Genomic DNA, 25,775 nt, shown 5'->3' with positions numbered 1-25,775 from the left:
TTCGGTAATTTTCTTTTAGCTCGCGCGAGGGCACACTACATCCATCAACTCACACAGGAGAACAGCATGGACAAAGTGGCACTGGTATTGGGCGCAACGGGCGGCATTGGCGGAGAAGTGGCACGGGTGCTGCTGGCGCGTGGCTGGCAGGTGAAGGCTTTGCACCGCGCGCCGGAGCGTGTGGCAAAGAGCGGCGACGGCTTGCAATGGCTGTCCGGCGATGCGATGGAACATGACGACGTGGTGGCTGCTGCGCAGGGCGTGCAGCTGATTGTGCATGCGGTGAATCCGCCGGGTTATCGCAACTGGGGCCAGCTGGTGTTGCCAATGCTGGAGAACACGATGGCGGCGGCACGCGCCAGCGGTGCGCGGATTCTGCTGCCGGGTACCGTCTACAATTACGGGCCGGATGTGTACCTGCACATCACGGAAGATGCGCCACAGCGGCCGGTGACCCGCAAGGGCGCGATCCGGGTGGAGATGGAGCGGCGTCTGCGCGCCTCCGGCCTGCCAGTGCTGATTGTGCGGGCGGGCGATTTCTTCGGGCCGGATGCGGGCAACAACTGGTTCGCGCAAGGGCTGGTCAAGCCGGGCAAGCCGGTGACGGCGATCAGCAATCCGGCGTCGCCGGGCGTGGGCCATCAGTGGGCTTACCTGCCGGATGTGGCGGAGACCATGGTGCGGTTGCTGGAACTGGGCGAGGCGCTGCCGCAGGTGGCTGTCTATCAGATGGAGGGGCACTGGGATGGCGATGGCATGCAGATGGCCGCTGCGATTGCGCGCGCGGCCGGCCAGCCGCAATTGAAAGCCGGCGCCTTCCCCTGGTGGCTGGTCACGCTGGCGGCGCCGTTTGTGACGGTGTTCCGCGAATTGCGCGAGATGCGTTATCTGTGGCGGCAGCCGGTGCGCATGTCCAATGCCCGGTTACGCAAGGCGCTTGGCACTGAGCCGCATACGCCGTTGGACATTGCCGTTCGCCGTACCTTGCAGGGGCAGGGCTGCTTGCCGGCCGACGCACCACCTCATGCAACGGCTCAGGTCAGCGCCAGCCCGGCGATGCCGACCAAGCCTAGTGCACCGGCGACGGCCGCCAATGGCGCAATGCGCGTTGGCCAGTAAGGCAGCAAGCCGGCAGCCAGCAGCGCGCCGACTGTCAGCATGCCGATCCACGCGACGAATCCGGCGCCCGAGCCCCACAGCAGCACACATGGCACGATGGCCAATGCCAGCAGCAGCGTGCCGCCGGCGTGCAGCAGGTAACGCTTGCGAGCCGGCGCATCGGCGCCATAGACCTGTTTGTGATGGCGGTCGATCGTCAGCGATAACGCGCTCATGCCGGCAAAGCACAGTCCGAGTGCGGTCAGTACGACAAGGGCGTAACTCATGATGCAGCCTTTTTCATGGCGGTTGCGGAAGCCGTCTTGCGCGGGGCCGCGCTGCGCACGCGTAGCGCGGCGGCGGCCAGCAGGGCGCCGATGGCAATGGCGGTCAGCTCGACGGCGGCGCGTTCGATGTCGCGCTGCGCCAGATAAGCCAGCAGATGCTGGCCGGTGGTCAGCACATTCAATAATGGTAGCAGCACGCACAGCACCGCGCCAGCCCACAACTGTTCGCGCCACGCTCGCGCCGGCGGACGCAGTGCGGCATGCAGCAAGGCCGCCAGCCACACGCCAAAGAAGGCTGCCACTTCCCATTCGTGCCGCTCCACCAGGTCATGCGGCAGCAACCGGTTGGACCACAGGAAGCCGATACACGCCAGCGACAAGCCGGCCACGGTGGCCACATTCAGCACGTCGATGATGCGATAGACGCGCGGCGTGCCGGCGCCGAATTCGTTCAGCGATTTCTGGCGGCGCTTCACCATAAACAGGATCGCGCCGGTGGCCATCATCATGGTGCCCGCCATGCCGGCCACGAAGTAGATCCAGCGGATCACCGAACCGGCGAAATGCAGGCGATGTAGCTCGTCCAGCGTGGCCATGGTGGCGCGCGCACCGTTGGGCGGTGCGCGGTGCGGCATTTCGGTCTCGCGCAGCGCGCCGGTGACGCCGTCGAACTTCATCACGCCACGTTTGCTCAGCAGGTTGCCGTCCTGTGTGTCAGGCGACGTGGTGCCGTAGACATCCACCGTCATCGCCGCATCGCCAGGATGGTTGACCACCACCGCATAGGCAGGGCTGTGGAAGGTCGCTTCGGCGACATGCACCAGCGGATTCAGTGACGTCAGCAGGCCGGGCCGGCCGGATGGCTTGCTCTCAGGGCCGTACTCGCGCACATTTGCAGTTTCGCGGGTGCGCAGTTCCTGCGCCCACGGAATGGCCGGCATATACGTGCTCCAGCTGATCGCCAGCCCGCTGTAGACGATCATGAACAGGAAGGGCAGCGTCAACACGCCCGCCAGATTGTGCGCGTCCAGCCACGAACGCTGGCCCTTGGCCGGGCGGAAGGTGAAGAAATCCTTGAAGATGCGCTTATGCGTGATGACACCGGAAATCAGCGCCACCAGCATGGCCGCCGATGCCGCACCGACGATCCACAGGCCGGTGGTCCCGGCATGCAACGCGTGATGGAACTCGACGAAATGCTGACCGCCCAAGGTGTCGCGCACCGCACTGGCTTCTTCCGGCAATGCCGCGCCGGTGGCCGTGGACAGGTGCGCATCGGCGTAATAGCCTTTGTCGTTCAGCCAGAACACCTGAAATTCATCCTTGCCGGCGCGTGGCCACAGCTCCCACATCTTGCTGTTGGCCGCGTGCTGCTCCAGAAAGCGCAGGCCGTGTTTGAGCTGCTGTGCGTGATCTAGCGGGCCGGCAAACGGCGCGGCGGCCGGCTCCTGCACTTGCTCCGGCCGCATCCAGTCGGAGATGGGATCGACGAATACGCTCAGGGTGCCGGTCAGGAAAATGGCGAAGGCCAGCCAGCACACCCACACCCCCACCCAGGTATGCAGCCACGCCATGCGCTGACGCAGGCCGCCGGTCATGCTACGGCTCCGGTGGCGCCGGCAACTGCGGTCAGCACCGCAAGGCTGAAGCTGGCGCCCAGCAGTCCGGCCCAGGCGCGCATCGCGCTACGCGTGGCAAAGGCCCAGATGATGGCCGGCGCATACAACGCCAGGCCAAGCAGTGCGCCGCCCAGCATGGCGTCGCTGCCCGGTCCATTGAGTGCAGACAGCAGCGCGCCGCCGCTGGAGGCAAACAGGTAGCCGCCTACGATGGCGGCAGCAATGCGGTTCATGTCGTGGCCTCCGTCGGCTTAGCGGAAGCGGTAGTTGAGCGACACCGTCACATTGCGCGGATCGCCGTAGTAGTTGCCGTAGCCGGTCGAGTAGTAATGCTTGTCCAGCGCATTATTGACATTGACCGTTGCCGACAGCTCCTTGCTGATGCGATAGCGCGCCATCAAGGCCACCAGCGCGTAGCTGTGCTGCGTGAAGCGTTCGCCGTTCGGGCCCATGCCGTCCTGGTAGATATCGCCTTGCCAGTTCACGCCACCGCCCAGCGTCAGGCCGTTGCCGACGTTGGCCAGGTCGTAGCTGGTCCAAAGTTTGAAGTTGTTCAGCGGCTGGCTGGTTTGCAGGCGGTTGCCTTGCTGGTCTTCGATGCGCGAATGGGCGTAGCCGGCGGTCAGTTGCCAGCCGCGCCGGATCTGGCCCGACACTTCCAGCTCAAAGCCCTTGGCGGTCGCGCCTTTGACGGTGTGGTAGGCGTTGGAGCCATCCGGCAGCACCAGCTGGTCGGCATCCATTTCGGCCAGATTATCCTGGCGCATGCGGAACACCGACAGGCTGGTACTCAGCAGACCGTCCAGCAGATCGCCCTTGATGCCGACTTCCGCGTTCTTGCCTTCCAGTGGATCGATCACGCGATTGTTGCGGTCACGGTAGGTCTGCGGCGAGAAGATGCCGGTGTAGCTGGCGTAGGTCGACCACTGCGGATTGATGGTGTAGACCACACCGGCGTACGGGGTGATATTGCGGTTGCTTTCAACTTCGTCGTTCACGGTCGGCGAACCCCAGCTTACGCTTTCGGTGGTGCGCTTCCAGTTGGTGACGCGCGCGCCGAGGATGACCGATACGTCATCGGTCGGACGCAGTCGCAGCGAGCCATAGCCGGCCAGTTGCTTTTCTTTTTCCGTGTAACTGCCTTTGATGGTGCCGACGTAGTTGGGCGTCGGCGAATTGCCGTTCCAGGTGAAGAAGTTCGGCACGGTGGCGTCGTAGCCCGGCAAAATCCACGCTGGGTAGCTTGGGCCGGTGTTCTTCATATCGGAGGCGCTGAAGCCAATCACCGCTTCGTGCTTGCGGCCAAAGGCCTCGAATGGGCCGCTGGCCACGGCATCGACCGAGAACTGTTCCGGTTTGCTGTTCCACTTGGTCTGCCACAGCGACAGGCCGGCGCCGGTCTGGCGGTCCAGCGAGCCTTGGCCAGCATAGCCTTGCACCGCGTCGTACTGGTTGGCGGCATAGTTGATCGCGACTTTCGCGGTCCAGTCATTGGCGAAGTAATGTTCCAGCGTAGCGAAGGCCAGGCTTTGCTTGCGGATGTAGTAGCTGGAGCTGGAGGCGCTGTTGGTCGAGCGCGGGAAATCGGTCTTGGTGCCGTCGCTGTAATAGACGGCGAAGCCACGGCTGGCGCCATCCAGTCGCTCGTTCTGGTAGCTCAAGCCTGCGCTCAGCAGCGTGGACGGGCCGAGGTCCGCTTCGACGATGCTGTAGAACAGATCCTTGTCCTGATGATAGCGGTCGACGTAGGAGTCGGCGTTTTGATGGGCCACTACCACGCGGCCGCGCACGTGCTTATCTTCGCTCAGCGGCGCCGAGATGTCTGCCTGGGCGCGGTACTTGTCCCAGCTGCCGGCTTCCAGTTCGGCCTCCGCGTGCAGTTCGCGCGTCGGACGCTTGCGCACCAGGTTGATGGCGGCGGCCGGGCTGCCGTTCCCGCCCATCAGGCCTGCGGCGCCGCGTACGACTTCGATGCGCTCGTAGATGGCGGCGTCAAAGCCGGCCGGCTCCACCAGCTTGGTGGTCGGGATGCCGTCGAACATATAGGTGTCGATGGCGAAGCCGCGCGAGAACAGCTGGTCGGTCTCGCGGCTGGCGGATGAATGTTCCAGGGTGATGCCGGTCGTTTGTCCGACCACGTCTTGCAGCGTTTCCAGGTGCTGGTCGGCGATGCGCTGGGCGGTCATGACGCTGACGGATTGTGGCGTGTCGCGTATCGACAGTTCCAGGCCGGTGGCGCCGGTGCTGCGGGCCTGGCCCGGCGCGCCATCGGTGACGCCGTGGACTTCGACCTGGGCCAGCGTGGCTGGTGCGGCGGCTGCGGCGCCGGCAGCGGTGCTGGATGAAGAGGCGTGTTTTTGCAGCGTCAGCGTGCCGTCGGTGCGGGACACCAGTACCAGGCCGCTGCCGGCCAGCAGATGTTCCAGCGCTGCGCGCGGGGTATAGCTGCCTTGCAGTGCAGGGCTGTTCAAGCCTGCGGTGAGGGCTGGATCGAAGGACAGCGAGATGCCTGCGTTGACCGCCACGCCGGACAGCGTGCGGCCCAGCGGACCGGCCGGCAGTTGGTATGCCTGCTGAGCGGCGGCCGGCGCTTCGGCGGCCATGGCGCTGGCGCCCGTGGCGGCATGGCCGGCGGCCAGCGTCATGCTGAGCAGGGCGATGCGGATGGCGCGTGGGAGTCGGCGTTCGGACGAGGCAGGGCGGTTGGCTGGCATTGCGGTTACTTCCTTTCGGTGGCAGATAGAGGGTGTCTGCCTGTATGCCAGCCGAGTCGCAAAAAAGTATCAGCCAAATGGAAAAATATTTTCAGGTGCGGGGAATCAGCGTAATCCAGTAGCCGCGCAAGCGCTGGACGGCATCGACCGGGTAGGTGGAGACCAGCATATCCAGCGTGCGTTCGCTATCACCGATCGGGAAGGCGCCGGAGACGTGCAGCGCCGCCACCGACGGATCGACGCGCACCAGGCCATTGCGGTAGCGCGACAGTTCGGCCACCAGTTCGTCGAGCCGCATCTGGTCGGCCAGCAGCATGCCACGGGTCCAGGCGCTCAGTGCTGGATCAAGGATGCGCAGCGGGGCGACGTGCTTCTGGTTGAAGCGGGTCTGCTCGCCGGCGTTGATGATGTGCGATGCGGCGCTGGCGGTGGGCGTGACACGCACTGCGCCTTCCAGCACGGCGAGGCTGGTGCTGCATTCGTAGCGGCGTACATTGAACACGGTGCCGAGCGGCTCCATCACGCCTTCCGCTGTGCGCACGCGCAGCGGGCCGGCGTCCGGTGCGTGGCCGCTGCGGACCAGGATCTCGCCGCTGCGCAGCACGATCAGGCGCTCGGTTGCCGTGAAGCGGACGTCGATGGCGCTGGCGGTGTTGAGCGTGACGCTGGTGCCGTCGGCCAGCGTGACCGTGCGGCGTTCGCCGACGGCGGTACGGATATCGGCGGTCCACTCCTGCGATTGCGCGTAACGCCAGCCGCCCCATGCCACCGGCACGGTCAGCATCAGCGCGACAATGCGGGCGACTGCTGCGCGGCGGCCGGCACGGTGGCCGTCATGTGCGCGGTTCAGCACCGGCATCGCGAGTTCGGGAGGCAGCGTGCCCAGTTTATCGAGAAGGCGTTCGGCGCGTTCCCACGCCAGTGCGTGTTGCGGGTCGCTGGCGCGCCACTCTTCGCAGGCGGCGTGGTCTTCGGTGGTGGCGCCGTCTTGCAGGCGCACCAGCCATTCGGCCGCCTGTTCCAGCGCTTCGGGCGATACGCGGGCGTTCACGGCATGTCCTCCATCGCCAGCAGGCATTGCAGGAAGGCCTGTTTCATATAGCGCTTGATGGTGATGAGCGACAGGTCAAGATGCGCGGCGATGTCGGCGTAGCCCATGCCGTCCAGCTGCGCCATCAGGAAGGCTTGCTTGACCTTGGGCGGCAGCGCGTCCAGCATGTCGTCGATGACGTGCAGCGTTTCGAAGATCAGCAGTCGCTGTTCCGGCGAGATGGCGGTGGGTTCGGGCAGGGCGGCCAGCGCTTCCAGATAGGCGCGTTCCAGCGCCTGGCGCTGATACCAGTTGACCAGTACACCTTTAGCTACCGTGGTGAGGAAGGCGCGCGGTTCGTGCAGCGCGGCCAGATCGGCGCGGCCGAGAATGCGGGTGAAGGTGTCTTGCGCCAGATCGTCCGCATCGCTGGCGTTACCCAGCTTGACGCACAGCCAGCGCTGTAGCCAGGAGTGGTGCTGGCTGTACAGGGCGGTGAAGTGCGGATGCTTGATCGAGGAAGCGGCGACTGTCATGATATGAGAATAGGAATGATTCTCATTCTATATCACACGGACAGCCGCCGCAAGCACCTTACATGCGTGGTTCGCCGGTCTTGGCGTTGACGCCGATGGTGTTGCCCGGTGGCGTACTCATTTGCACGCGGTGCTGCACGCCACGGTAGTCATAGGTGACTTCCCAGTATTCCGGCTTTTGGTTGCCGACGTTTTCGCAACGGCGGACGTCACGGGTGGAGATGTTGTTCTGGTTGGCGACGTTGTTGCCGATGGCCGCGCCGGCGATTGCACCGCCTGCGGTAGCGACGTCACGACCAGTGCCGCCGCCGACCTGGTGGCCGAGAATGCCGCCGATCAGCGCACCGGCGATCACGCCGCCGGCGTTAGGACGCGATGGTTCGTTGACCTGTTGACGCTCAACCCAGCAGCGCTGCTCTGGCGAGCCAACCACGGCGCGTACGTCGCGGATAGGCACGTCGATGACACGCTCGCTCGGACGGCGGCGCCATTCGTAGCTTGGTTGCGCAACTGGCGGCGGTGCTTCGTTTTCATAACGGTCGCGCATTTTGACTGGGCGTACCGACGAGATGCGGTCGTTCAGTCCCATGCCGCGCAGCGATTCGTAGCTGCCACGGCGCAGCACCATGCATTGGCCGCGGAAGTTGGCGTCTTCGCAGACTTCCCACTGGCCGCGGTCTACCACCACCGACGAGGCGCGGTCGTTGAAGCCATTGCGCGACAGGTCGCGCACCTGAGTGTTGGCGGAATAGGCGCGGCCGCGCAAGCCTTCGCCTTCATAGAATGTGATTTGTGCAAAGGCTTGCGATGCCATACCCAGTGCGGCGGCTGCCACGGCGATTTTTATGGTGTTGTTCATTGTCTTCTCCTGATTGGATGAAGTTTAAGCATGAACTTTTTCCGCTCTCGCATCTGTACGCAAGCGCACACAGTTAGGGCTCGACGGAATGCGCGCGTTTCAGGCAGCGCAGCACGAAGGTGGAGCGGCTGTGTTTCAGGCCCGGCAGTTTGTAGAGCTTCTTGCGCAGGAATTCCTCGTAGCCGGCGGTGCCGGCGACGGCCACCTTGATCAGGTAGTCATAGTCGCCGGTCAGCAAATAGGCTTCCATCACTTCCGGCAGGGTGGCCAGCGCCTGGCCGAATTTTTCGAAGATATCGTCGTCATGCCGGTCCAGCGTGACTTCGATGATGACGGTGTCGGGGTAGCCGAGCGCCGTCTGGCTGAGCAGGGCGGCGTAGCCTTCGATCATGCCGCCTTCTTCCAGTGCGCGCACGCGGTTCCAGCAGGGCGTGGTGGACAGGCCGACTTTTTCGGCCAGCTTGGTGTTGCTCAGGCGGCCGTCCATGCGCAATTCGCGCAGGATGCGGCGATCGATTTCGTCGATTTCCATGGATTGGCATTCGTAAGGATGAATATTCCATGTATTTTAAGCGATGCAGGACAATCTGCTGCCATTCGGCTAATTTAGTATAGATCTGAGAAGCCTATTTTTTGTGTTTATGGCTATGCTATCAGCATGGATACCACACAAAAAACCTACCGCTTCTGCATCGAGCCGGATGCATCTATCGCCACGCTGGAGGCGGCGTTACAGGTCGTGCGGCGATTGGATGTTGAGCTGCGCGCGCTGCGTACCACCTCCACGCCGTATGGCATGGAAGTGCAAATACGATTGGCGGCGCCGGAGGAAGATATTCTGACGTTGTGCCGCATGCGGCTGCATAACCTGATCGGCGTGTTGCCGATCCGGGAAATGCCGACATTGGTAGTCAACAATGCTCGTCAGGCGGTGACGTAGGTGTATTTAATCAGGAACACCACGGCGATGATCCACACCACCGGCTTGACTTGGCGCGCCTGGCCGGTCAGCAGTTTCAGGCCAGCGTAGGTGATGAAGCCAAAGGCGATGCCGTGCGCGATCGAGTAAGTGAACGGAATCACCAGCGCGGTAATCGCGGCCGGCACGCTTTCGGTGGTGTCGCTCCAGTCCACATCGACCAGGTCGCGCAACATCAGGCAGGCGACGAACAGCAGCGCCGGCGCGGTGGCGTAGGCCGGCACCACGCCGGCAATCGGCGCGAAGAACAGCGCAGCCAGGAACAGCACGGCAACCACCAGCGCGGTCAGGCCGGTGCGGCCGCCGGCTTGCACGCCCGCTGCGCTTTCCAGATACGCGGTGGTGCTGGAAGTGCCCAGCAGGGAGCCGGCCACGATGGCGGTGCTGTCGGCCAGCAGCGCTTTATTCAGGCGCTCCATGCGGCCGTTGACCAGCAGGCCAGCGCGCGAGGCCACGCCCATCAACGTGCCGGTGGCGTCAAACAGTTCGACCAGGAAGAAGACCAGCACCACGTTGAACAGGCCGAGACCCAGCGCGCCTTGCAGGTCAAGATGGAACAGCGTCGGTTCGATCGACGGCGGCAGCGACATGAAGCCGTGGAAGGTATTCCCGCCGAAGAAAAAGCTCAGCACCGTCACCGCCACAATGCCGATCAACAGCGCGCCCGGCACCTTCAGGCGATCCAGCGTGACGATCAGCAGGAAGCCGAAGATGGCCATGATGGTGTGCGGATTGTGGACGTCGCCCACGCGCACCAGCGTTTCCGGATTGGCCACCACCAGGCCGGCGCTCTTCATCGCGATCAGCGCCAGGAACAATCCCAGGCCGACGGTAATTGCCACCCGCAGCGAATGCGGTATGCCGTTGACGATGTGCTCTCGTATTTTGAACAGGCTGACGATGATGAACAGGCAGCCGGAGATGAACACGGCGCCCAGCGCGGACTGCCACGGCACGCCCATGCCCAGCACCACGGCGTAGGCGAAATAGGCGTTCAGGCCCATACCCGGCGCCATGCCGATCGGGTAGTTGGCGTACACGCCCATGATGATGGTGCCCAGCGCGGCGGCCAGACAGGTGGCGACGAACACCGCGTCCTTCGGCACGCCGGCGTCGCCCAGGATCGCCGGGTTGACGAAGATGATATACGCCATCGTCAGGAAGGTGGTAACCCCCGCGACGACTTCGGTGCGGACGTTGGTGCCGTGCTCTGCGAGCTTAAAAAATTGTTGTAGTGACGGCATGCGCGCGCTCCTGCTAGTGACTGTTAAATTCGTCGAGGGCGAAAGAATAGCACGGATGGCTGTGGCAGCCGGAGGTGCCAAATATATAAAAGAATGCGATAATGCAAAATTAGTTGTCTATTACACTCTACCATGGGCGCCGCATGAAGGCACGCATCTGGGGCGCGCGGGGCTCATTGCCGGTCGCCCTGAACCACAAACAAATTCGCGCCAAGCTGGTGACGGCGCTGGAAGGCGCCATCGGCCGCGATCTCGATACGCCTGAAAAAGTGGCGGATTATGTCGACCATGAACTGAGCTTCGACGTGCGCGGCACCTATGGCGGCAATTCCAGCTGCGTGGAAGTCGAAGCCTGGGATGGGGATGCGGTGCATGAACACATCATCCTCGACCTGGGTTCAGGCGTGCGGCCGCTGGGCGGCGCCAAGCTGGCGCGCTACGGCGCTGCGCTACCGCAGACCTATCATGTGTTCCTGTCACACCTGCACTGGGATCACATCATGGGCTTCCCGTTTTTTACACCAGCTTACATTCCGGGCAACCGCATCATCATCTACGGCTGCCACCAGGAGCTGGAAGCGGCGCTGCGCCGCCAGCAGGACCCGATCAGTTTTCCGGTGCCGTTCGATCAGTTGGCGGCCGACATCTCGTTCGTGCAGATGACGCCCGGCGTGCCGCTGCAAGTGCGCGACGTGACGGTGACGGCCAAACTGCAACTGCACGGCGGCGACTCCTACGGCTACCGGCTGGAGCAGGGCGGCAAGGCGATGATCTACACCACCGATTCGGAACACAAGCTGGATGACGCGGCCGGACTCGCGGCCTTCGTCGATTTCTTCCGTGATGCCGACCTGGTGATCTTCGACGCCATGTACTCGCTGGAGGAGTCGATTTCGGTGAAGGCCGATTGGGGCCATTCCAGCAATGTGGTAGGTGTCGAACTATGCCAATTGGCAGGCGTGCGCCAGCTTTGCCTGTTCCATCATGAACCGGTGTACGACGATGCGCGCATTTCGCGCGTGCTGGCCGAAACGCGGCGCTATGCCGAGGTGACCTGCGAGGCGCCGCTGGAGATTGTGTCGGCCTACGACGGCATGGAAATCACGCTCTAAGAGACTTACAATAGCGCCTGCATTCATTTTCTACAGGACCACGCATGACCGAGTTTTCCACCGATATCTATACCGAGCCGTCGCCAGTCGATGTCAACACCCTGGCCAACCTTGGTCCACTGACGCCGATGGCGGGCATCTGGAAAGGGGAGCGCGGCCTGGATACCAAGCCGAAGGCGGACGGCGCGCGCAAGCAGGCGTATGTCGAACGCATCGAGCTATATCCGATCGATCCGGTCACCAACGGTCCGCAGCTGTTCTATGGCCTGCGCTACCTGATCATCATCAACAAGCCGGATAACGTCAAAACTTACCACGAGCAGGTGGGCTACTGGCTGTGGGAACCGAAGACCAAGACTGTGATCCAGACCTTGGGCATCCCGCGCGGCCAGATCGCCATGGCGTCGGCGGTGGTGGAGCCGGACGCCAAACAGTTCGAACTGGTGGCGCGGCTGGATTCAGATACTTACGGCATTCGCTCCAATCCGTTCCTGGAATATGGTTTCAAGACCGTCGAGTACCGCATCAAGGTCACCATCAACGACGACGGCACCTGGGGCTACGAAGAAGATACCGTGATGCTGCTGCGCGGCGAGGAAGAATTCCACCACACCGACCGCAACCTGCTGCACCGCGTGGCCGAGCCGCTGCCGAATCCTCTGGCCAGCGGCGTGCCGGCTTAATCAGCTCTAATCGGCGATGGCGTAACCGTCGCGGCCATTGCGTTTGGCGGTGTACAGCGCACTGTCGGCGCGGGCTACCAGTTCCGCCGGTGTTTCATCGTCGCCTTCATGCAGCGCCACGCCGATGCTGGTGGTGACGTGGCGCGGCGCGCCGTTCAGCGTGAAGGGGGCGTGCATGGCTTCGACGATTTTGCCGGCCAGCCGCGCCGCTTCTTCTGCATTTGCCACCAGCTCGAAGACGATGACGAATTCGTCGCCGGCCAGCCGCGCCACCGTGTCCGAAGCGCGCACGCTGGCGGTGAGGCGCGCGGCAAACTCCTTCAGCACCTGGTCGCCGGCGCCGTGGCCCAGCGTGTCGTTGATCTCCTTGAAGTAGTCGATGTCCAGATAGGCCAGCGCCAGCGGCTTGCGGTTGCGGCGCACCCGCAGCACGGCCGAATGCAGGATCTCCTCGAACATCAGCCGGTTGGCGATGCCGGTCAGGCTATCTATGCGCGCCAGCTGCTTGAGGCGCTCCTCGATTTCCTTCATGCGGGTGGTGTCGTGCGTCAGCGAGTAGATGCCCAGTACTTCGCCATCGGCCGATAGCTCGGGCAGGAAGGTGGTTTCCAGTGTGTGCGTGCGGTCGCCAATGCGCGCTTGCAGCTCATAGGTGGCGGCCTCGCCGCGATAGGCCTGGTCCAGATGCGGTTCGGCGGTGCGGTATTGGTCGCCGCCGATGCCTTCGGCCAGGTGGTGGCCAATCAGCGTTTGCGGATCGGTGCCAAACCAGTGCTGGAAGGTCGCATTGAGGAACTGGAACTTGCGCTCGCGGTCCAGGTAGGCAATCAGCACCGGCAGGTTATCGGTCAGCAGCTTGAGGCGCTTTTCGCTGGCGGCCTGCTGCAGTTCGGCGTTTTTGCGTTCGGTGATATCCAGCGCCATCATGTAGAAGCCGGAGACCTTGCCGTCGGCGCCGATGTCGGGCACCAGGTCGCCCATCATCTGGCGCTTGACGCCGCGATAAACACCTTCGCGCTCGTAGTGCACGCGCTGGCCGCGCAGCGCCGCTTCGCTCAGTTGCAGCAGGCTGCCGGCGAAATCCTCGCCCAGTACATCGTTGACCGGCTTGTCCAGCATGCTGCGCGGATCGAGCCCCAGCAGCACGCGGAAATGGTCGTTGGTGAAGCGGTAGCGCAGATCGCGGCCGATGTAGGCGATCAGCGCCGGCATGCTGTCGGCAATGGTGCGCAGGCGTTTTTCGCTGGCGGCGATTTGCTGTTCATATGCCACTTGATCCGTAATATCGTGCAGGAAGGCGGTGGCGTGGTAGGCGCCGTCGTGGCGCAGCGCGCCGAGAGACAGTTCCACCGGAATTTCGTGGCCGTCCTTGTGCATGGCGGTGAGGCGCACGCGCGTGTTGATGATCGGTCCTTTGCCGGCCAGTGCAAACTGCATCATGCCGGTGTGGTGGGTGTTGCGCAGGCTGGGGGGCACAATCAGTTCCGCGATGTTGCGGCCGATGGCCTCGTCGCGGGTCCAGCCGAAGGTGCGTTCGGCGGCGGCATTCCATTTGGTGACGATGCCGGTGTTTTCGCAGCTGACAAAGGCGTCCGGCGCGCGCTCCAGGATATTGCTGATCAGGGATTCGCTGTCGCGGATGGCCTTTTGCGCGGCTTCGCGTTCGGCGATCAATTCGTAGAAGGCGGCGCTTAGTTCGCCGATTTCGTCGCAGCGCTGACGTTGCAGGACGCTTATGTCGGCTGCGCCGCTGCGGATATCGCCGATATTCCGGTGCAAACGGCCGATCGGTTTGAACAGCGTCTGGATCGCCAGCCACGCCATGATGCCGGCGATGACGGCAAATACGGCAGCGGCCAGCATGGCGTGCTGGCGCATCTGGATCATCGGCGCGAATGCTTCATCGACCGGGAAACGGGCGCCGATAATCCAGTCGGTCGATTCCAGGTGCTTGTACGAGTAGATGCCTTCGCTGCCGTCCTTGTTCACCGCCTCGGTCCAGCCTTCGAAGCCGCGCAGCGCCAGTTCGGTGGCGCGGTTGTAGCCGGGGCGGGCGTTGATGTGCTCCAGCAGCCGCTGGTGATTCGGGTGATGCAGCAGGATGCCTTCGCGCGTCATGATGAACATGAAGCCGGTCTTGCCGGGCTTTTGCGCGGCGATCTGCTCCAGGAAAGTGGAGTTGGTCAGGTCGATGCTGCCGCCCAGCAGCATGACGGTGCGGCCCTGCGCGTCGTGCACCGGTTGCAGGATCATGATCGACGGCAGGCCGGTTTCCACGCTCTTGTAAGGCGGCGAGATCACCGGCTTGCCACCGGCCAGCGCGTTTTCCAGGAAGGCGCGGCTGCGCGGATTGAGCGCCCGCGTTGGTTCAGCATGATCGCCTTCCATGTGCAGCAGCGTGCCTTGCGGCGTGAAGATGTGCAGATTGAGGAATTCCTTGCGCGCCACCGCATGACGTTCGACGTAGGCTTGCATCACGGCGGGATTGGCGCCGGCGTCGAGCGGCAGGGTGTCGGCCAGACTGGCCAGCAGCACTTTGCGGGCGGTGATTTGTGCATCCACCTGGGCGGCGGCGGATGACAGCAGCGCGTATTGCTGGTCGCCGATCACGCTTTTCATGTCGCGTTCCGCCAGCAGTAGCGCCACCAGCGTGACGATCAGCGTAGCCGTTAGTACCAGCATGACGACGACCACCGTCATGCGGAACTTGAGGCTACGCGGTAGCGTTGCGAAAACGGCCATGTCACTGAGAGTGGGGCTGTGGTGAAACGAGTATGTCACACCCTGACAGGCAAGACCAGCGGGTACAATGCGCGCTGCGGCAACGCCACAGTCGGTGTGCCGTTCTTTACAAGGAATGCGGATTATGCTGCGGGCGATTTTGTGGGATAACGACGGTGTGCTGGTCGACACCGAACAGCTGTTTTACGAGGCGAACCGGGAGCTGTTCCGTCCCTTCGGGCTGGAACTCAGCGCGCAGCACTTCTTCGACTGGTATCTGGCCGATAACTGCGGCGCGTGGCATTTGCTGGCGCCACCGCTGAGCGAGGCGCGGATGGAGGCCGAGCGTAGCGGACGCAATGTGCGCTACGCGGCGCGGCTGGCATCCGAACATATTCCGGCGATTGACGGCGTGGCCGAGGTACTGGCGGCGCTGACGCCGCGCCTGCGCATGGGCGTGGTCACTAGCTCAAATGCCGATCATTTCGAGATTATTCACCAGCGGCTGGATCTATTGCAGTATTTCGAGTTCGTGCTGACGCATGAATCGTACACCCACAGCAAACCGTCGCCGGAGCCGTATCTGCTTGGGTTGGCGCGCATGGGTGTGCGCGCCGACGAAGCGCTGGTTGTCGAGGATTCGCCGCGCGGCTTGCAAGCCGCGACGGCGGCCGGCATCCGCTGCATCATCCTGCGCAATGCGCTGACGCGGCATCACGATTTTCCCGGCGCCTGGCGCGTGGTTGATTCCATGGCGCAGGTGCGGGACGAGGTGGAGGCGCTGCTGGCCTCCGCTTGATTAAGCGCCGAGCGGGATGCGGGCGCTGCGCGGCGCCGGCAGGGCGCTGCGGTGGCGTGCGCCATCCAGCTTGAAGACGCTGACCGCATCCACCAGGTGCGTGGCCTGTTCCTGCATGGTGACGGCGGCGGCGGACGCCTGTTCGACCAGCGCGGCGTTCTGCTGAGTGGACTGGTCCATTTCGGTGATGGCGCCGTTGATGTGTTCAATGCCGGATAACTGCTCCTGCGTGGCGAAGGCGATTTCGCCCATGATATCGGTCACGCGGCGCACGCTGGCGACGATTTCCTCCATCGTGGCGCCGGCCTGGTCGACCAGGCGCGCGCCGGCATCGACCTTGTCGACCGAGTCGCCGATCAAGGCCTTGATCTCCTTGGCAGCGGCGGCCGAGCGTTGCGCCAGATTGCGCACTTCGGTCGCCACCACGGCAAAGCCGCGGCCTTGTTCACCGGCGCGCGCGGCTTCTACCGCCGCATTCAGTGCCAGAATGTTGGTCTGGAAGGCGATGCCGTCGATGACCGAGATGATGTCGACGATCTTGCGCGACGAGGCGTTGATCGAGGCCATGGTATCTACTACCTGCGCCACCACTGCGCCGCCTTTGCCCGCCACGTCGGAGGCCGACATCGCCAGCTGGTTGGCCTGGCTGGCGTTGTTGGCGTTCTGCTTGACGGTCGACGTCAGTTCTTCCATCGACGATGCGGTTTCCTCCAGCGAGCCAGCCTGGCGTTCGGTGCGTTCCGACAGGTCCATATTACCGGCGGCGATTTCGGCCGAGGCGGTGCCGATCGAATCGGTCCCTCTGCGCACTTCGGAGACGATGGCAATCAGGCTGCTGTTCATATCCTTCAGTGCGGCCGACAACTGGCCGACTTCATCGCGGCTGCGGATCTGGATATCGGAACTGAGGTCGCCGCCGGCCACCGTGCGCGCCACCCGCACCGCATAACCGATAGGCCGCACGATGCTGCGCGTGACGTACCAGCCGAAGAACAGGCCCAGGCCGGCGCCGGCCACGCCCAGTGCGATCATCAGTGTGCTGGAGCTGCTGGCAGTTTGCTCGGCATCGGTGCCGGAGTCGCGCATCAGCTGCACCTGGAAAGCGATCAATTTGTCCAGCGCGCCGATGTAGGCGGTTTGCGCCGGCCGCACTTTTTGCAGCAGCAGCGCGGTGGCGCTGTCCTTGTCGCCGGCCTTGATGGCGCTGACCATCTGGTCGCGCAGCGGCGAGTAGATGGCGCGGGTGTCATTCAACTCCTTGAACATGGCCAGCGCCTGCGGCTGGTGCAGGATGCCGCCCAGTTGGTCGAGCAGGGCGCCGATTTCCTTGCTGCGTTGGGTGATGGCGGCGTATTCCGCGCCGGTTTCGCTGGCGTCGATCAGCAGCAGGTCGCGCAGGCTGCGCGACTGTTGCGAGACGTGGTCTTTGACCTCGTTGAGCAGGCCGATTTTCATGTAGCGGTCCTGGATGGTCAGGCTGATGGCGTTGCTGGTGGCGCGGAGTCCAAGCGCGCCGACGATCACCACGATCGCCATCAGCATGGTGGTGAGGGAGAATGCAATCGTCAGCCGGTGACCAATCTTCAGATTAGTAATATTCATGATTTGTTTTATTGTTAGTTGCCAGTGAGAATGTAAAGTGTAGCGTGACATCCCATAGCAACAAAGTAATATTTCTTAATAGAATGAATATATTTTTGAGCCAAGCAACAGCTTGCGAAATGCGGCTTTTTCGAGGTATAATTATTACCAGTGTTGCTGCATTTGAAATATTAAAACATTGCCTTGGTAGGGCTGGATGTTTGAGAGGGCCGCCGTTCGATTGAACGGCGGCCCTTTTTGTTTTCCAGGGGCTCCGCTAGAATGCGGCACCTTTTTTACCCTTGGAAATCTATGCATCTGATACAGCGTTCCGTGGCCGCCGCCACGCTGGTGTGCGGCCTGCTGGCCGTCGGACTGGCCAGCGCCGGCGAATGTCCCGCTTTTTACGTCGATGGACGCCTGCCGGAAATCCGCAACAGCAAGATGACTGCCGCCACGACCGAGCTGTGCTACGGCGTGTTTGGCGTGATGCACAGTGGCATTACGCGCACGCCGCTATGGTCGGCCGAGCACCTGACGGCGGAAAACGTTGACGCGGCCAAGACGCTGTCGCGCGAAAACTCCTTCCATCCTGAATCCCGCCTGCCGGCCTCGGCGCGCGCCGAGCTGTCCGACTACGCTCGCAGCGGTTACGATCGCGGCCACATGGCGCCGAATGGCGATATGCCGGATCGCGCTACCCAGCACGAGAGCTTTACGCTGGCCAACATGGTGCCGCAGGATAGCGAGGTCAACCGTCATATCTGGGCTGGCATCGAGGGTGTGGTGCGCAAGATGGCGCAGAAGGAAGGCGACCTGTACGTGGTTACCGGTCCGGCTTTCATCGGCGGCAATCTGCAGAAAGTCGGCAATGTGCTGGTGCCGACGCATTTGTATAAACTGGTGTACAGCCCACGCCAGCGGGCCGGCGCCGCGTTCTTTATCGAAAACCACGCCGACGCGCAATATGAGCTGCTGAGCATCGCCCAGCTGGAAGACAAGATCGGCATCAATCTGTTGCCATCGCTGACGCCAGCGCAAAAAGCCGTGATGCTGCGCGTGGCGAATGTGCGTCAACGTAAGACGGGGAGTAAATAATGAAGAAATTCGCGCCGTACCAAAACGAGTCGGATGTGCTGAACATCGGCGACCTGTGCATCGAGAATCGTCTGGATCGCATCTCCATCCATGGCGATATCGACCTCACCGCCGACCAGGCCGGCCTGGCCGACGCGCGCGCGCTGCAGCAGTTGCTGGCGGCGGCCGTGGCCCGGCTGGAAGCGCAACAGCTGCCGGACAAATTGCCGCCTCCGGTCACGTCCATAGTCGCTAATCCCTTTGAATGATGCTATTCTGCAAGTAATTGTTTAACTGCCTGAGATAGCGTAATGAGTCTGACAACCGGAATTAATGCGATTGATTCGCTGGTCTATAGTAGCTGGAATACCAAGGCGGGCCAGCCGGTGTCGTTGACCTATAGTTTTCTGACGAGCGTGCCGGACGGCGCCACCATGGATGACGCCAACGGTTTTGCGCCGATGGATGCGGTGCAGCAGCAGGGTGTGCGCCAGGCGCTGGCCACCTGGGCTGCGGTAGCCAACATTACGTTCCAGGAAGTGTCGACCGGCGGCGATATCGAGCTCGGCACCAATGACCAGGGGCAGGCCAGCAGCGGTTATGCGTATTTGCCGGACGGCCGCAACTACACCACGTCGTTGTACATCAACAACCAGGACCGCTACAATTTCAGCTTTGCCGACGGCGATTTCGGCATTTCGGTGCTGATCCATGAGATTGGCCACACGCTGGGCCTCAAGCATCCGGGCAACTACAATTCGACCGGCGGCGATATCGACGGTCCGTTCCTGCCGGCCGCCACCGACAATATCGATTATTCCCAGATGTCGTATAACGTCGGCGCCGGCTTCAAGCTGAACGGCAATTATGGCATCACGCCGATGCTGTACGACATCCAGGCCATGCAATATTTGTACGGCGCCAACATGAGCTACCACACCGGCGCCGACACTTACAGCTTCAGCAAGGACGCGGCGCTGCAGTGCATCTGGGATGCCGGCGGCACCGATACCTTCGATTTTTCCGCCTGCACCGGCGCCACGGTGATCAACCTGAATGCCGGCACGTTCAGCTCGACGGCACCGGGTTACAACAATATCTCGATCGCCTATAACGTCACCATCGAGCGGGCGATTGCCGGCAGCGGCGGCTCGACCATCTACGCCAATGCGGCCGGCAATGTGATCATCGGCGGCGCCGGCAACGATGTGATTTACGAAGGCGCCGGCAACGACCAGATCACCGGTAACGGCGGCAGCGATACGGTCGTATTCAGCAAGTCGCTGGCCTCTTACTCGCTGTTCGGCACGCTCGGCTCGCTGAACGTCAGCGGCGACGGCGTCGATACCTTGCAAGGCATTTCCCGGTTGCAGTTCAGCGACACCAGCATTCAGTTGTCCAACTACAGTTCGTTGTTGGTCGGCACGGGTGCCAACGATGTGCTGACGGCCGGCGCCGGCAACCAGCTGGTGGTCGGCGGCACCGGCCTGGACACGCTGCAGCTGACCGGCAGCAGCGCCAACTATTCGCTGTCTGCCAGCGGTTCGACGGTGACCTTGATCGATACCCGCGCCAACGGCGCCACCGATTTGCTGACCGGCGTCGAACGCCTGACGTTCGCCGACGGCGGCCTGGCGCTGGACACGGCAGGCACGGCCGGCAGCATCTACCGGCTGTATGTTGCGGCGCTTAACCGCGCGCCGGATGACGCCGGCATGGGGTTCTGGCTTTACTCTATTGATCACGGTACGCCGCTGCAGACGATTGCCAACGACTTTGCCTACAGCCCCGAATTCATGCGCACCTACGGCGCCGATTCCAGCGACGCCACCTTTGTCACGCTGCTCTACAGCAACGTGCTACACCGCGCACCGGACGCCTCCGGCCTGCAATTCTGGACCGATGCACTGACCAACCATGTGCCGCGCGCGCAGGTGCTGCTTGGGTTCTCGGAGTCGGCGGAAGGGGTGGCATTGATCGGCCAGAACATGCCGGTCGCGATTTCCTACTCGTCGTATGCCTGATCCGCGCCCGGCAGGCTGATGCGGTTGCGGCCCATGTGCTTGGCGCGGTACAGCGCCGAGTCGGCCGTGGCCACCAGCTGACTGGGATCGGTTTCCACCGAGGCCAGCGCCGTCGCGGCGCCTATGCTTACCGTCACCACATGCTGTTGGCTGCCCAGGTTGGGCAGGCGTAGCTGTTCGACCCGGCAACGGATGCGCTCGGCCACGATGGCCGCGCCTTTCAGCGACTGGTTGGGCAGGATCACGGCGAACTCTTCACCACCGTAGCGCGCCACCAGGTCGTTGGCGCGCATCTCGCTCGACACTGCGCTGGCGATGCGTTGCAGGCATTCGTCGCCGCCCAGGTGGCCGTAGGCGTCGTTGTACTGCTTGAAGTTGTCGACGTCGACCATCAGCAACGACAGCGGCTGCTGGTTGCGCAGCGCGCGCTGCCATTCTGCGGTCAGGGTGTCGTCGAAGCAGCGGCGGTTGGCCAGGCCGGTCAGGCCGTCGCGCGTGGCCAGCTGTTCCAGCGCCACCTGCGCGCGCTTTTCGTCGGTGACGTCGCGCAGCGTTTCCACCACCGCCACCAGCTTGCCGTCGCTGTCGAAGATCGGGCTGGCGTCGGCCGCCAGGTAACGGCGCCGGCCGATGCGTGGCATGTCGCACCAGTTTTCCGCGCACAGATTGTTATCGGTATCATTGCAGCGCGCATGCTGGCGGTAGAGCCGGTGCAGCTCGGCGCTGCGCCCCTGGATCACCAGGTCGGCCAGCGTCGGCCGCTGCTCGCCGTAGAAGCTGCGCCAGTGGTCCGAGGTGCCCAGCACTTCCCACGCCGCCACGCCGGTGAGCCGCTCGCAGGCGCGGTTCCAGATGATGACCTTGCAGTTGATGTCGATCACGAAGGTCGGGATCACCAGCAGTTCCATCAGCTTGAGCGCAAAACCATGTTGCTGGTCGGCCTGTGAAAACTCCATCACGTGCTGGATTTTTTGTGTTCCGGTCATGGCGCGCCTTGTTTGTTTTTACGGAAGAGGGAAGGACATGGTCAGCGCCGTGCCGGCGCCGGGCGCGCTGGCGATGTCGAAGCGGCCGCCGGCTTCGGCCACGCGCTGGGCGATGCCGCGCAGGCCGTGGCTGCGCCGTCCGGCGCCGAGGATGGCCCTGGGCGGCGGCAGGCCGACGCCGTTGTCGCGCACGATCAGGCTCAGGCTGTGCTCCTGGCGGCGCAGGCGGACGCACACTTCGGACGCCTGGGCATGGCGCACGATGTTGCTCAGCGATTCTTGCAGCACGCGGTAGACCAGGTTATCCATGCGGTCGCCGGGGCGTCCGGCAAAGGCGTCCGGCGCGGCGTCCAGCCGGCAGCGGATGCCGCTCAGGCGGGCGAACTGGTCGATCTGCTGTTGCACCGCGCCTTCCAGGCCCGATGCCAGCGCTTCAGCCGGCAAGTCGTCGACAATCGCGCGCATGGCCCGCGTGGCTTGCTGGACGCGCTGTGCCAGCCGGTCCAGTGGCGCCTGCAGGGCCGGATATTGCTGCGCCAGCGCGGCGGTGTCCATGCCGAGCGCCAGCAATTGCTGGCCGAGATCATCATGCAGGTCGCGGGCGATGCGGCGGCGTTCGGCGTCGCGCAGCGACTGCTGGCTGGCGCCCAGCCGCGCCACCTGGCGGCGCGCTTCCTTGAGCGCCCGCAGCGTGTGGACGCGCTGTCGCCACCACAGCCACAGGCAGGCGGCACACGCCAGCACGCAGATGCTGGCGCAAATGACGTCGATTTCTAGCAGGGGCGGCGCATGTCTCATGGTGTATCTTCCCAGAGTGGACCCACATGTGACCTTAGCCTGCTTGCCGGCAGGAAGCTTTGTGAAATGTCAATATCTGGCCATGCTTTCCGGAAATCTGTGGCGTGGGATATAATTGAGGGTTGTCCTATCAGGAATTATCGTGACTTACAGCATCAAAGAGATTTTCTACACGTTGCAGGGTGAGGGTGCCCACGCCGGCCGTCCGGCGGTGTTTTGCCGCTTCTCCGGCTGTAACCTGTGGACCGGCCGCGAAAGCGACCGCGCCAGCGCCATTTGCCAGTTCTGCGATACCGATTTTGTCGGCACCGACGGCGAAGGCGGCGGCAAATTCAAGTCGCCAGAAGAACTGGCCGCGACCATCAATGCGCTGTGGCCGGAAACTTATACCGCTAGCAAGTATGTGGTGTTCACTGGCGGCGAGCCGCTGCTGCAACTGGATAAGCCGCTGATCGACGCCATGCACGCGGTCGGCTTTACGATCGCGATTGAAACCAATGGCACGCTGCCGGTGCCGGACGGCGTCGACTGGATCTGCGTCAGCCCGAAAATGGGCTCGGAACTGGTGGTCAAAAAAGGCAGCGAAATCAAGGTCGTGATCCCGCAGACCAATCAGGATTTGTCGGTCTACGAACAACTGGACTTCGAGAATTTCTTCGTGCAGGCCATGGATGGCCCGCTGGCCGAGTTCAATACCAAACTCGCGATCGAAACCTGCAAGCGCAACCCGAAATGGAAGCTGAGCTTGCAAACCCATAAACTTTTACAGATACCCTAATCAATGCTGACCATCACCCGCAAGCTGGAATTCGACGCCGGCCACCGCATTCCCGACCACAAGAGCCAGTGCCGCAACCTGCACGGCCACCGCTATACGCTGGAAATCACGCTGACCGGCGCTGTCATCGATGTCGAAGGCAGTTCCGACAACGGCATGATCATGGACTTCTCCGACATCAAGTCGCTCGCCAAGGAACACCTGGTCGACGTCTGGGATCACGCCTTCATCGTCTACGAAAAGGATAACGCGGTGCGCGAGTTCCTGGCGTCGCTGCCGGACCACAAGACCGTGGTGATCGACCGCATTCCTACCGTGGAAAACCTGGCGCGCGTGGCGTTCGACATTCTCAAGGCGGCCTACAAGGACCGCTATGGCACCGGCCTGCACCTGCACAAGCTGGTGCTGCACGAAACCCCTAACTGCTGGGCCGAGATCACCGATGGTGTCTGATACGGCCTTCATGCAGCTGGCGCTGGAACAGGCGCAGCAAGCGTGGGACCTCGGCGAGGTGCCGGTAGGCGCTGTCGTCGTCAAGGACGGCGAGGTGATCGCGGTCGGTTGCAACCAGCCGATCGGCAAGCACGATCCGACTGCGCATGCGGAAATCGTCGCCTTGCGCGCCGCCGCCGAAAAGCTGGGCAACTACCGGCTGCCCGGCTGTGAGTTGTATGTGACGCTGGAGCCGTGCGTGATGTGTTCCGGCGCGATGATGCATGCGCGGCTCGCAAAAGTAGTGTTCGGTGCCAGCGATCCCAAGACCGGCGCCTGCGGCTCAGTGCTCAACCTGTTCGAGCAGGGGCAGCTGAATCACCACACCGAAATCGTCGGCGGCGTTATGGCCGAGGAGTGTGGCGCCATGCTGAAGAACTTCTTTGCCGCCCGCCGCGCGGCGGCCACCGCTGCCAGACGCGCCACGGCAGAATAAAAATGGTATGCTGAATCCCAGGTGTTATCTGGGAGATGGTCTTGGCTACCGCACAAGTAAACGGCATCACGATTGCCTACGAAACCAGCGGAAGTCCGCTCGATCCGCCGGTGCTGCTGATCATGGGGCTGGGCATGCAGCTGATCGCCTGGCCGCAGGATCTGGTCGACGGCTTGGTGGAGCAGGGCTATTATGTGATCCGCTTCGACAACCGCGACATCGGCCTGTCCACCAAATTCCATCAGCATAAAAAGCCCAACCTGGTGTGGGCATACCTGAAATCCCTGTTTGGCCTGAAGCAGACCAGCGGTTATACGCTGCACGATATGGCAGACGATGTCGCAGGCCTGCTCGATGCGCTGGGCATTGCGCAGGCGCATGTAGTCGGCGTTTCCATGGGCGGCATGATCGCCCAGATCTTCGCGTCGCGTTTTGCCGGCCGCGCGCTGAGTCTCACGTCCATCATGTCCACCAGCGGCCGTCGCGGCTTGCCCGGTCCGTCGGCATCCGCGCGCAATGCGCTGATGCGGCCTTTGCCGCATGGCGCCACCCGCAAGGAGGTGGTGGACCGCAGCGTCGAGACCTTCCGGCTGATCGGCAGTCCGTCGTTCCCGATACCTGAACGGACCATGCGCGCTTCCATCGGGCGGGCGCTGGATCGCAGCGTCAGCCCGGATGGCATGGCGCGGCAACTGCTGGCGATCGTGGCATCCGGTGACCGTACACCGCTGCTGCGCAAGATACGCTGCCCGGCGCTGGTGATACACGGCGCGGCCGATCCGCTGGTGCCGGTGGCCTGCGGCATCGACACGGCGCGGGCCATACCAGGCGCGCGGCTGGAGGTCATCGAAGGCATGGGCCACGATCTGCCGCCGCAACTGATCGAGCGCCTGCTAGCCTTGCTCGACCAGCACCTGCGCGGTAATATGACGCCGGAACTTCCCCCGCTGACGCCGCATCGTGCCGGCAGCGGCACCCATCACTGACAGAGACATTTTGAGCACATCCAAAATCGGTATCGCGATTGCCGCACCGAGCGGCCGTCCGCCGGACAACGACGCCCTGCAGCGCGGCGTGCAGCGCCTGGAACAGCAAGGCTTCCTGGTCCATAATTACTACGACGACGGCAAGAAATTCCAGCGCTTCGGCGGCACCGACGCGTGGCGCCTGGCGCAGCTGAACGCCGCCGCTGCCGATCCGGCGGTGCAGATTGTGATGGCGGTGCGCGGCTCGTACGGCATGTCGCGCCTGCTGCCGATGATTGACTTTGGCAAGATGGCCGACAGTGGCAAGCTGTTTGTCGGCTACAGCGATTTCACCGCTTTCCAGATGCCGCTGTTCAAGCAGACCGGCCGCACCAGCTTCGGCGGGCCGATGATGTGCGACGACTTCACCCGCGACGAGCCGGTAGCCTACACCATCAATCAGTTCTGGGACTGCCTGCGCGGACCGGTGCATACGGTGCGTGGCGCCGTGGCCGATGGCGGTGCGGATAATCCGGTGGTGGATGTCAGCGGCAAGCTGTGGGGCGGCAACCTGGCGATGATGGTCAGCCTGCTTGGCACGCCGTACTTCCAGGCGCTGGATGGCGGGATTTGCTTCATCGAGGACATCAGCGAACATCCGTACCGCGTGGAACGCATGGTGCTGCAACTGTTCTACGCCGGCGCGCTGGCCGGCCAGCGGGCGCTGGTGCTGGGTGATTTTTCCGGCTACAAGTTGAACCCGATGGACAACGGCTACGACTTCGACGCCATGCTGGCCTACCTGCGCGCCACGCTGCCGATTCCGGTGCTGACCGGCCTGCCGTTCGGCCACATCAAGGACCGCGCCACGTTGCCGTATGGCGGCGTGGCGCATCTGGTGTCGGACCAACGCGGTTTCGACCTGACGATCGGCGATTACACAACGCTGTAATCACC

The 25,775-nt window shown here is 63.1% G+C and carries 26 protein-coding genes; 13 read left to right on the top strand and 13 right to left on the bottom strand.

Features of this window, described 5'->3' with window-relative positions; translation table 11 throughout:
* Window positions 1-66: 66 nt before the first annotated feature.
* Window positions 67-1,119, top strand: a complete 1,053-nt coding sequence (locus tag GTP69_RS01975; RefSeq protein ID WP_161053292.1) for an NAD(P)H-binding protein — start codon at window positions 67-69, stop codon at window positions 1,117-1,119.
* Here the strand turns inward: GTP69_RS01975 and GTP69_RS01970 are convergent.
* The 8 genes from GTP69_RS01970 to GTP69_RS01935 all read right to left on the bottom strand — a co-directional run bounded on the left by GTP69_RS01970 (window position 1,035) and on the right by GTP69_RS01935 (window position 8,675).
* A complete protein-coding gene (locus tag GTP69_RS01970) occupies window positions 1,035-1,385 on the bottom strand; it encodes a DUF3325 domain-containing protein (protein WP_161053291.1) in 351 nt (116 codons plus the stop codon). The two genes, GTP69_RS01975 and GTP69_RS01970, sit on opposite strands and share 85 nt — an antisense overlap.
* Window positions 1,382-2,983: a PepSY-associated TM helix domain-containing protein gene (locus GTP69_RS01965; protein WP_161053290.1), complete on the bottom strand. Its 1,602-nt coding sequence runs from the start codon at window positions 2,981-2,983 to the stop codon at window positions 1,382-1,384. Before GTP69_RS01965 ends, GTP69_RS01970 begins: the two co-directional genes overlap by 4 nt.
* On the bottom strand, window positions 2,980-3,237 hold the full coding sequence (locus GTP69_RS01960) for a DUF3649 domain-containing protein (protein ID WP_161053289.1): 258 nt from the start codon (window positions 3,235-3,237) through the stop codon (window positions 2,980-2,982). The genes GTP69_RS01965 and GTP69_RS01960 overlap by 4 nt, the downstream gene beginning before the upstream one ends.
* 18 nt (window positions 3,238-3,255) lie before the next feature.
* On the bottom strand, window positions 3,256-5,718 hold the full coding sequence (locus GTP69_RS01955) for a TonB-dependent siderophore receptor (RefSeq protein ID WP_161053288.1): 2,463 nt from the start codon (window positions 5,716-5,718) through the stop codon (window positions 3,256-3,258).
* Between the two features lie 91 nt (window positions 5,719-5,809).
* Window positions 5,810-6,769: a FecR domain-containing protein gene (locus GTP69_RS01950; protein ID WP_371867766.1), complete on the bottom strand. Its 960-nt coding sequence runs from the start codon at window positions 6,767-6,769 to the stop codon at window positions 5,810-5,812.
* Window positions 6,766-7,284 (bottom strand): sigma-70 family RNA polymerase sigma factor, encoded by a 519-nt coding sequence (locus tag GTP69_RS01945; protein ID WP_161053286.1) that lies wholly within the window; start codon window positions 7,282-7,284, stop codon window positions 6,766-6,768. Before GTP69_RS01945 ends, GTP69_RS01950 begins: the two co-directional genes overlap by 4 nt.
* A 58-nt stretch (window positions 7,285-7,342) precedes the next feature.
* Window positions 7,343-8,143 carry a beta/gamma crystallin-related protein gene (locus GTP69_RS31690; protein ID WP_161053285.1) on the bottom strand — a complete coding sequence of 267 codons (801 nt, stop codon included), beginning with the start codon at window positions 8,141-8,143 and terminating at the stop codon, window positions 7,343-7,345.
* A gap of 73 nt (window positions 8,144-8,216) precedes the next feature.
* On the bottom strand, window positions 8,217-8,675 hold the full coding sequence (locus tag GTP69_RS01935; protein ID WP_110847902.1) for an Lrp/AsnC family transcriptional regulator: 459 nt from the start codon (window positions 8,673-8,675) through the stop codon (window positions 8,217-8,219).
* Window positions 8,676-8,801: 126 nt separating this feature from the next.
* Here GTP69_RS01935 and GTP69_RS01930 point away from each other — a divergent pair, with 126 nt between their 5' ends.
* Window positions 8,802-9,083 (top strand): hypothetical protein, encoded by a 282-nt coding sequence (locus tag GTP69_RS01930; RefSeq protein WP_161053284.1) that lies wholly within the window; start codon window positions 8,802-8,804, stop codon window positions 9,081-9,083.
* Here the strand turns inward: GTP69_RS01930 and GTP69_RS01925 are convergent.
* Window positions 9,068-10,366: an NCS2 family permease gene (locus GTP69_RS01925; protein ID WP_161053283.1), complete on the bottom strand. Its 1,299-nt coding sequence runs from the start codon at window positions 10,364-10,366 to the stop codon at window positions 9,068-9,070. The genes GTP69_RS01930 and GTP69_RS01925 overlap by 16 nt on opposite strands.
* Window positions 10,367-10,509: 143 nt before the next feature.
* On the opposite strand from GTP69_RS01925, the gene GTP69_RS01920 reads away from it, so the two are divergent.
* Complete coding sequence (locus GTP69_RS01920; protein WP_161053282.1) at window positions 10,510-11,478, top strand: MBL fold metallo-hydrolase; 969 nt, start codon at window positions 10,510-10,512, stop codon at window positions 11,476-11,478.
* Window positions 11,479-11,522: 44 nt separating this feature from the next.
* Complete coding sequence (locus tag GTP69_RS01915) at window positions 11,523-12,161, top strand: FABP family protein (protein ID WP_161053281.1); 639 nt, start codon at window positions 11,523-11,525, stop codon at window positions 12,159-12,161.
* Between the two features lie 6 nt (window positions 12,162-12,167).
* Here the strand turns inward: GTP69_RS01915 and GTP69_RS01910 are convergent, their stop codons facing one another.
* Window positions 12,168-14,903, bottom strand: coding sequence for a PAS domain S-box protein (locus tag GTP69_RS01910; RefSeq protein WP_161053280.1), 2,736 nt, complete (start codon window positions 14,901-14,903; stop codon window positions 12,168-12,170).
* 124 nt (window positions 14,904-15,027) lie between these two features.
* Between GTP69_RS01910 and GTP69_RS01905 the strand changes: the two genes are divergently transcribed.
* Complete coding sequence (locus GTP69_RS01905; RefSeq protein ID WP_161053279.1) at window positions 15,028-15,681, top strand: HAD family hydrolase; 654 nt, start codon at window positions 15,028-15,030, stop codon at window positions 15,679-15,681.
* On the opposite strand, the gene GTP69_RS31685 is transcribed toward GTP69_RS01905, so the two are convergent.
* On the bottom strand, window positions 15,682-17,283 hold the full coding sequence (locus GTP69_RS31685) for a methyl-accepting chemotaxis protein (RefSeq protein ID WP_161053278.1): 1,602 nt from the start codon (window positions 17,281-17,283) through the stop codon (window positions 15,682-15,684).
* A 291-nt stretch (window positions 17,284-17,574) separates the two neighbouring features.
* Between GTP69_RS31685 and GTP69_RS01895 the strand changes: the two genes are divergently transcribed.
* The 3 genes from GTP69_RS01895 to GTP69_RS01885 are packed head-to-tail and all read left to right on the top strand — an operon-like array spanning window position 17,575 to window position 20,363.
* Complete coding sequence (locus tag GTP69_RS01895; protein WP_161053277.1) at window positions 17,575-18,360, top strand: DNA/RNA non-specific endonuclease; 786 nt, start codon at window positions 17,575-17,577, stop codon at window positions 18,358-18,360.
* Window positions 18,360-18,608, top strand: a complete 249-nt coding sequence (locus GTP69_RS01890; RefSeq protein WP_161053276.1) for a hypothetical protein — start codon at window positions 18,360-18,362, stop codon at window positions 18,606-18,608. Before GTP69_RS01895 ends, GTP69_RS01890 begins: the two co-directional genes overlap by 1 nt.
* 42 nt (window positions 18,609-18,650) lie before the next feature.
* On the top strand, window positions 18,651-20,363 hold the full coding sequence (locus GTP69_RS01885; protein ID WP_161053275.1) for a DUF4214 domain-containing protein: 1,713 nt from the start codon (window positions 18,651-18,653) through the stop codon (window positions 20,361-20,363).
* On the opposite strand, the gene GTP69_RS01880 is transcribed toward GTP69_RS01885, so the two are convergent.
* Both GTP69_RS01880 and GTP69_RS01875 read right to left on the bottom strand, forming a co-directional pair.
* Window positions 20,345-21,349: a sensor domain-containing diguanylate cyclase gene (locus GTP69_RS01880; RefSeq protein ID WP_229260756.1), complete on the bottom strand. Its 1,005-nt coding sequence runs from the start codon at window positions 21,347-21,349 to the stop codon at window positions 20,345-20,347. The two genes, GTP69_RS01885 and GTP69_RS01880, sit on opposite strands and share 19 nt — an antisense overlap.
* 18 nt (window positions 21,350-21,367) lie before the next feature.
* Entirely contained in the window at window positions 21,368-22,147 is a 780-nt protein-coding gene (locus GTP69_RS01875) for a sensor histidine kinase (RefSeq protein ID WP_161053274.1), read from the bottom strand.
* Between the two features lie 142 nt (window positions 22,148-22,289).
* On the opposite strand from GTP69_RS01875, the gene queE reads away from it, so the two are divergent.
* The 5 genes from queE to ldcA are packed head-to-tail and all read left to right on the top strand — an operon-like array spanning window position 22,290 to window position 25,770.
* Complete coding sequence (gene queE, locus GTP69_RS01870; RefSeq protein ID WP_161053273.1) at window positions 22,290-22,925, top strand: 7-carboxy-7-deazaguanine synthase; 636 nt, start codon at window positions 22,290-22,292, stop codon at window positions 22,923-22,925.
* 3 nt (window positions 22,926-22,928) lie between these two features.
* Window positions 22,929-23,378, top strand: coding sequence for a 6-carboxytetrahydropterin synthase QueD (gene queD, locus GTP69_RS01865; RefSeq protein ID WP_110847917.1), 450 nt, complete (start codon window positions 22,929-22,931; stop codon window positions 23,376-23,378).
* Complete coding sequence (tadA, locus tag GTP69_RS01860) at window positions 23,368-23,853, top strand: tRNA adenosine(34) deaminase TadA (RefSeq protein WP_161053272.1); 486 nt, start codon at window positions 23,368-23,370, stop codon at window positions 23,851-23,853. Before queD ends, tadA begins: the two co-directional genes overlap by 11 nt.
* A gap of 41 nt (window positions 23,854-23,894) precedes the next feature.
* Window positions 23,895-24,839, top strand: coding sequence for an alpha/beta fold hydrolase (locus tag GTP69_RS01855; RefSeq protein ID WP_161053271.1), 945 nt, complete (start codon window positions 23,895-23,897; stop codon window positions 24,837-24,839).
* Between the two features lie 10 nt (window positions 24,840-24,849).
* Window positions 24,850-25,770 carry a muramoyltetrapeptide carboxypeptidase gene (gene ldcA, locus GTP69_RS01850; RefSeq protein WP_161053270.1) on the top strand — a complete coding sequence of 307 codons (921 nt, stop codon included), beginning with the start codon at window positions 24,850-24,852 and terminating at the stop codon, window positions 25,768-25,770.
* Window positions 25,771-25,775 lie beyond the last annotated feature (5 nt).

It is taken from the genome of Duganella levis (genome assembly GCF_009857605.1).
Lineage (GTDB): Bacteria > Pseudomonadota > Gammaproteobacteria > Burkholderiales > Burkholderiaceae_D > Rugamonas > Rugamonas levis.
Note: the sequence above shows the minus strand (reverse complement) of the source record. Positions and strands in the feature narration are given on the sequence as shown.

Bases quoted from the DNA above. Each gene is read 5' to 3' on its own strand.
- GTP69_RS01895 (WP_161053277.1), top strand. From the start codon at position 17,575: ATGCATCTGATACAGCGTTCCGTGGCCGCCGCCACGCTGGTGTGCGGC.
- GTP69_RS01915 (WP_161053281.1), top strand. From the start codon at position 11,523: ATGACCGAGTTTTCCACCGATATCTATACCGAGCCGTCGCCAGTCGAT.
- GTP69_RS01875 (WP_161053274.1), bottom strand. From the start codon at position 22,147: ATGAGACATGCGCCGCCCCTGCTAGAAATCGACGTCATTTGCGCCAGC.
- GTP69_RS01910 (WP_161053280.1), bottom strand. From the start codon at position 14,903: ATGGCCGTTTTCGCAACGCTACCGCGTAGCCTCAAGTTCCGCATGACG.
- queD (WP_110847917.1), top strand. From the start codon at position 22,929: ATGCTGACCATCACCCGCAAGCTGGAATTCGACGCCGGCCACCGCATT.
- GTP69_RS01905 (WP_161053279.1), top strand. From the start codon at position 15,028: ATGCTGCGGGCGATTTTGTGGGATAACGACGGTGTGCTGGTCGACACC.
- GTP69_RS01920 (WP_161053282.1), top strand. From the start codon at position 10,510: ATGAAGGCACGCATCTGGGGCGCGCGGGGCTCATTGCCGGTCGCCCTG.
- GTP69_RS01885 (WP_161053275.1), top strand. From the start codon at position 18,651: ATGAGTCTGACAACCGGAATTAATGCGATTGATTCGCTGGTCTATAGT.
- GTP69_RS01880 (WP_229260756.1), bottom strand. From the start codon at position 21,349: ATGACCGGAACACAAAAAATCCAGCACGTGATGGAGTTTTCACAGGCC.
- GTP69_RS01945 (WP_161053286.1), bottom strand. From the start codon at position 7,284: ATGACAGTCGCCGCTTCCTCGATCAAGCATCCGCACTTCACCGCCCTG.
- GTP69_RS01975 (WP_161053292.1), top strand. From the start codon at position 67: ATGGACAAAGTGGCACTGGTATTGGGCGCAACGGGCGGCATTGGCGGA.
- GTP69_RS01955 (WP_161053288.1), bottom strand. From the start codon at position 5,718: ATGCCAGCCAACCGCCCTGCCTCGTCCGAACGCCGACTCCCACGCGCC.
- tadA (WP_161053272.1), top strand. From the start codon at position 23,368: ATGGTGTCTGATACGGCCTTCATGCAGCTGGCGCTGGAACAGGCGCAG.
- GTP69_RS01960 (WP_161053289.1), bottom strand. From the start codon at position 3,237: ATGAACCGCATTGCTGCCGCCATCGTAGGCGGCTACCTGTTTGCCTCC.
- GTP69_RS31690 (WP_161053285.1), bottom strand. From the start codon at position 8,143: ATGAACAACACCATAAAAATCGCCGTGGCAGCCGCCGCACTGGGTATG.
- GTP69_RS01890 (WP_161053276.1), top strand. From the start codon at position 18,360: ATGAAGAAATTCGCGCCGTACCAAAACGAGTCGGATGTGCTGAACATC.
- GTP69_RS01935 (WP_110847902.1), bottom strand. From the start codon at position 8,675: ATGGAAATCGACGAAATCGATCGCCGCATCCTGCGCGAATTGCGCATG.
- GTP69_RS31685 (WP_161053278.1), bottom strand. From the start codon at position 17,283: ATGAATATTACTAATCTGAAGATTGGTCACCGGCTGACGATTGCATTC.
- GTP69_RS01970 (WP_161053291.1), bottom strand. From the start codon at position 1,385: ATGAGTTACGCCCTTGTCGTACTGACCGCACTCGGACTGTGCTTTGCC.
- GTP69_RS01930 (WP_161053284.1), top strand. From the start codon at position 8,802: ATGGATACCACACAAAAAACCTACCGCTTCTGCATCGAGCCGGATGCA.
- GTP69_RS01965 (WP_161053290.1), bottom strand. From the start codon at position 2,983: ATGACCGGCGGCCTGCGTCAGCGCATGGCGTGGCTGCATACCTGGGTG.
- GTP69_RS01925 (WP_161053283.1), bottom strand. From the start codon at position 10,366: ATGCCGTCACTACAACAATTTTTTAAGCTCGCAGAGCACGGCACCAAC.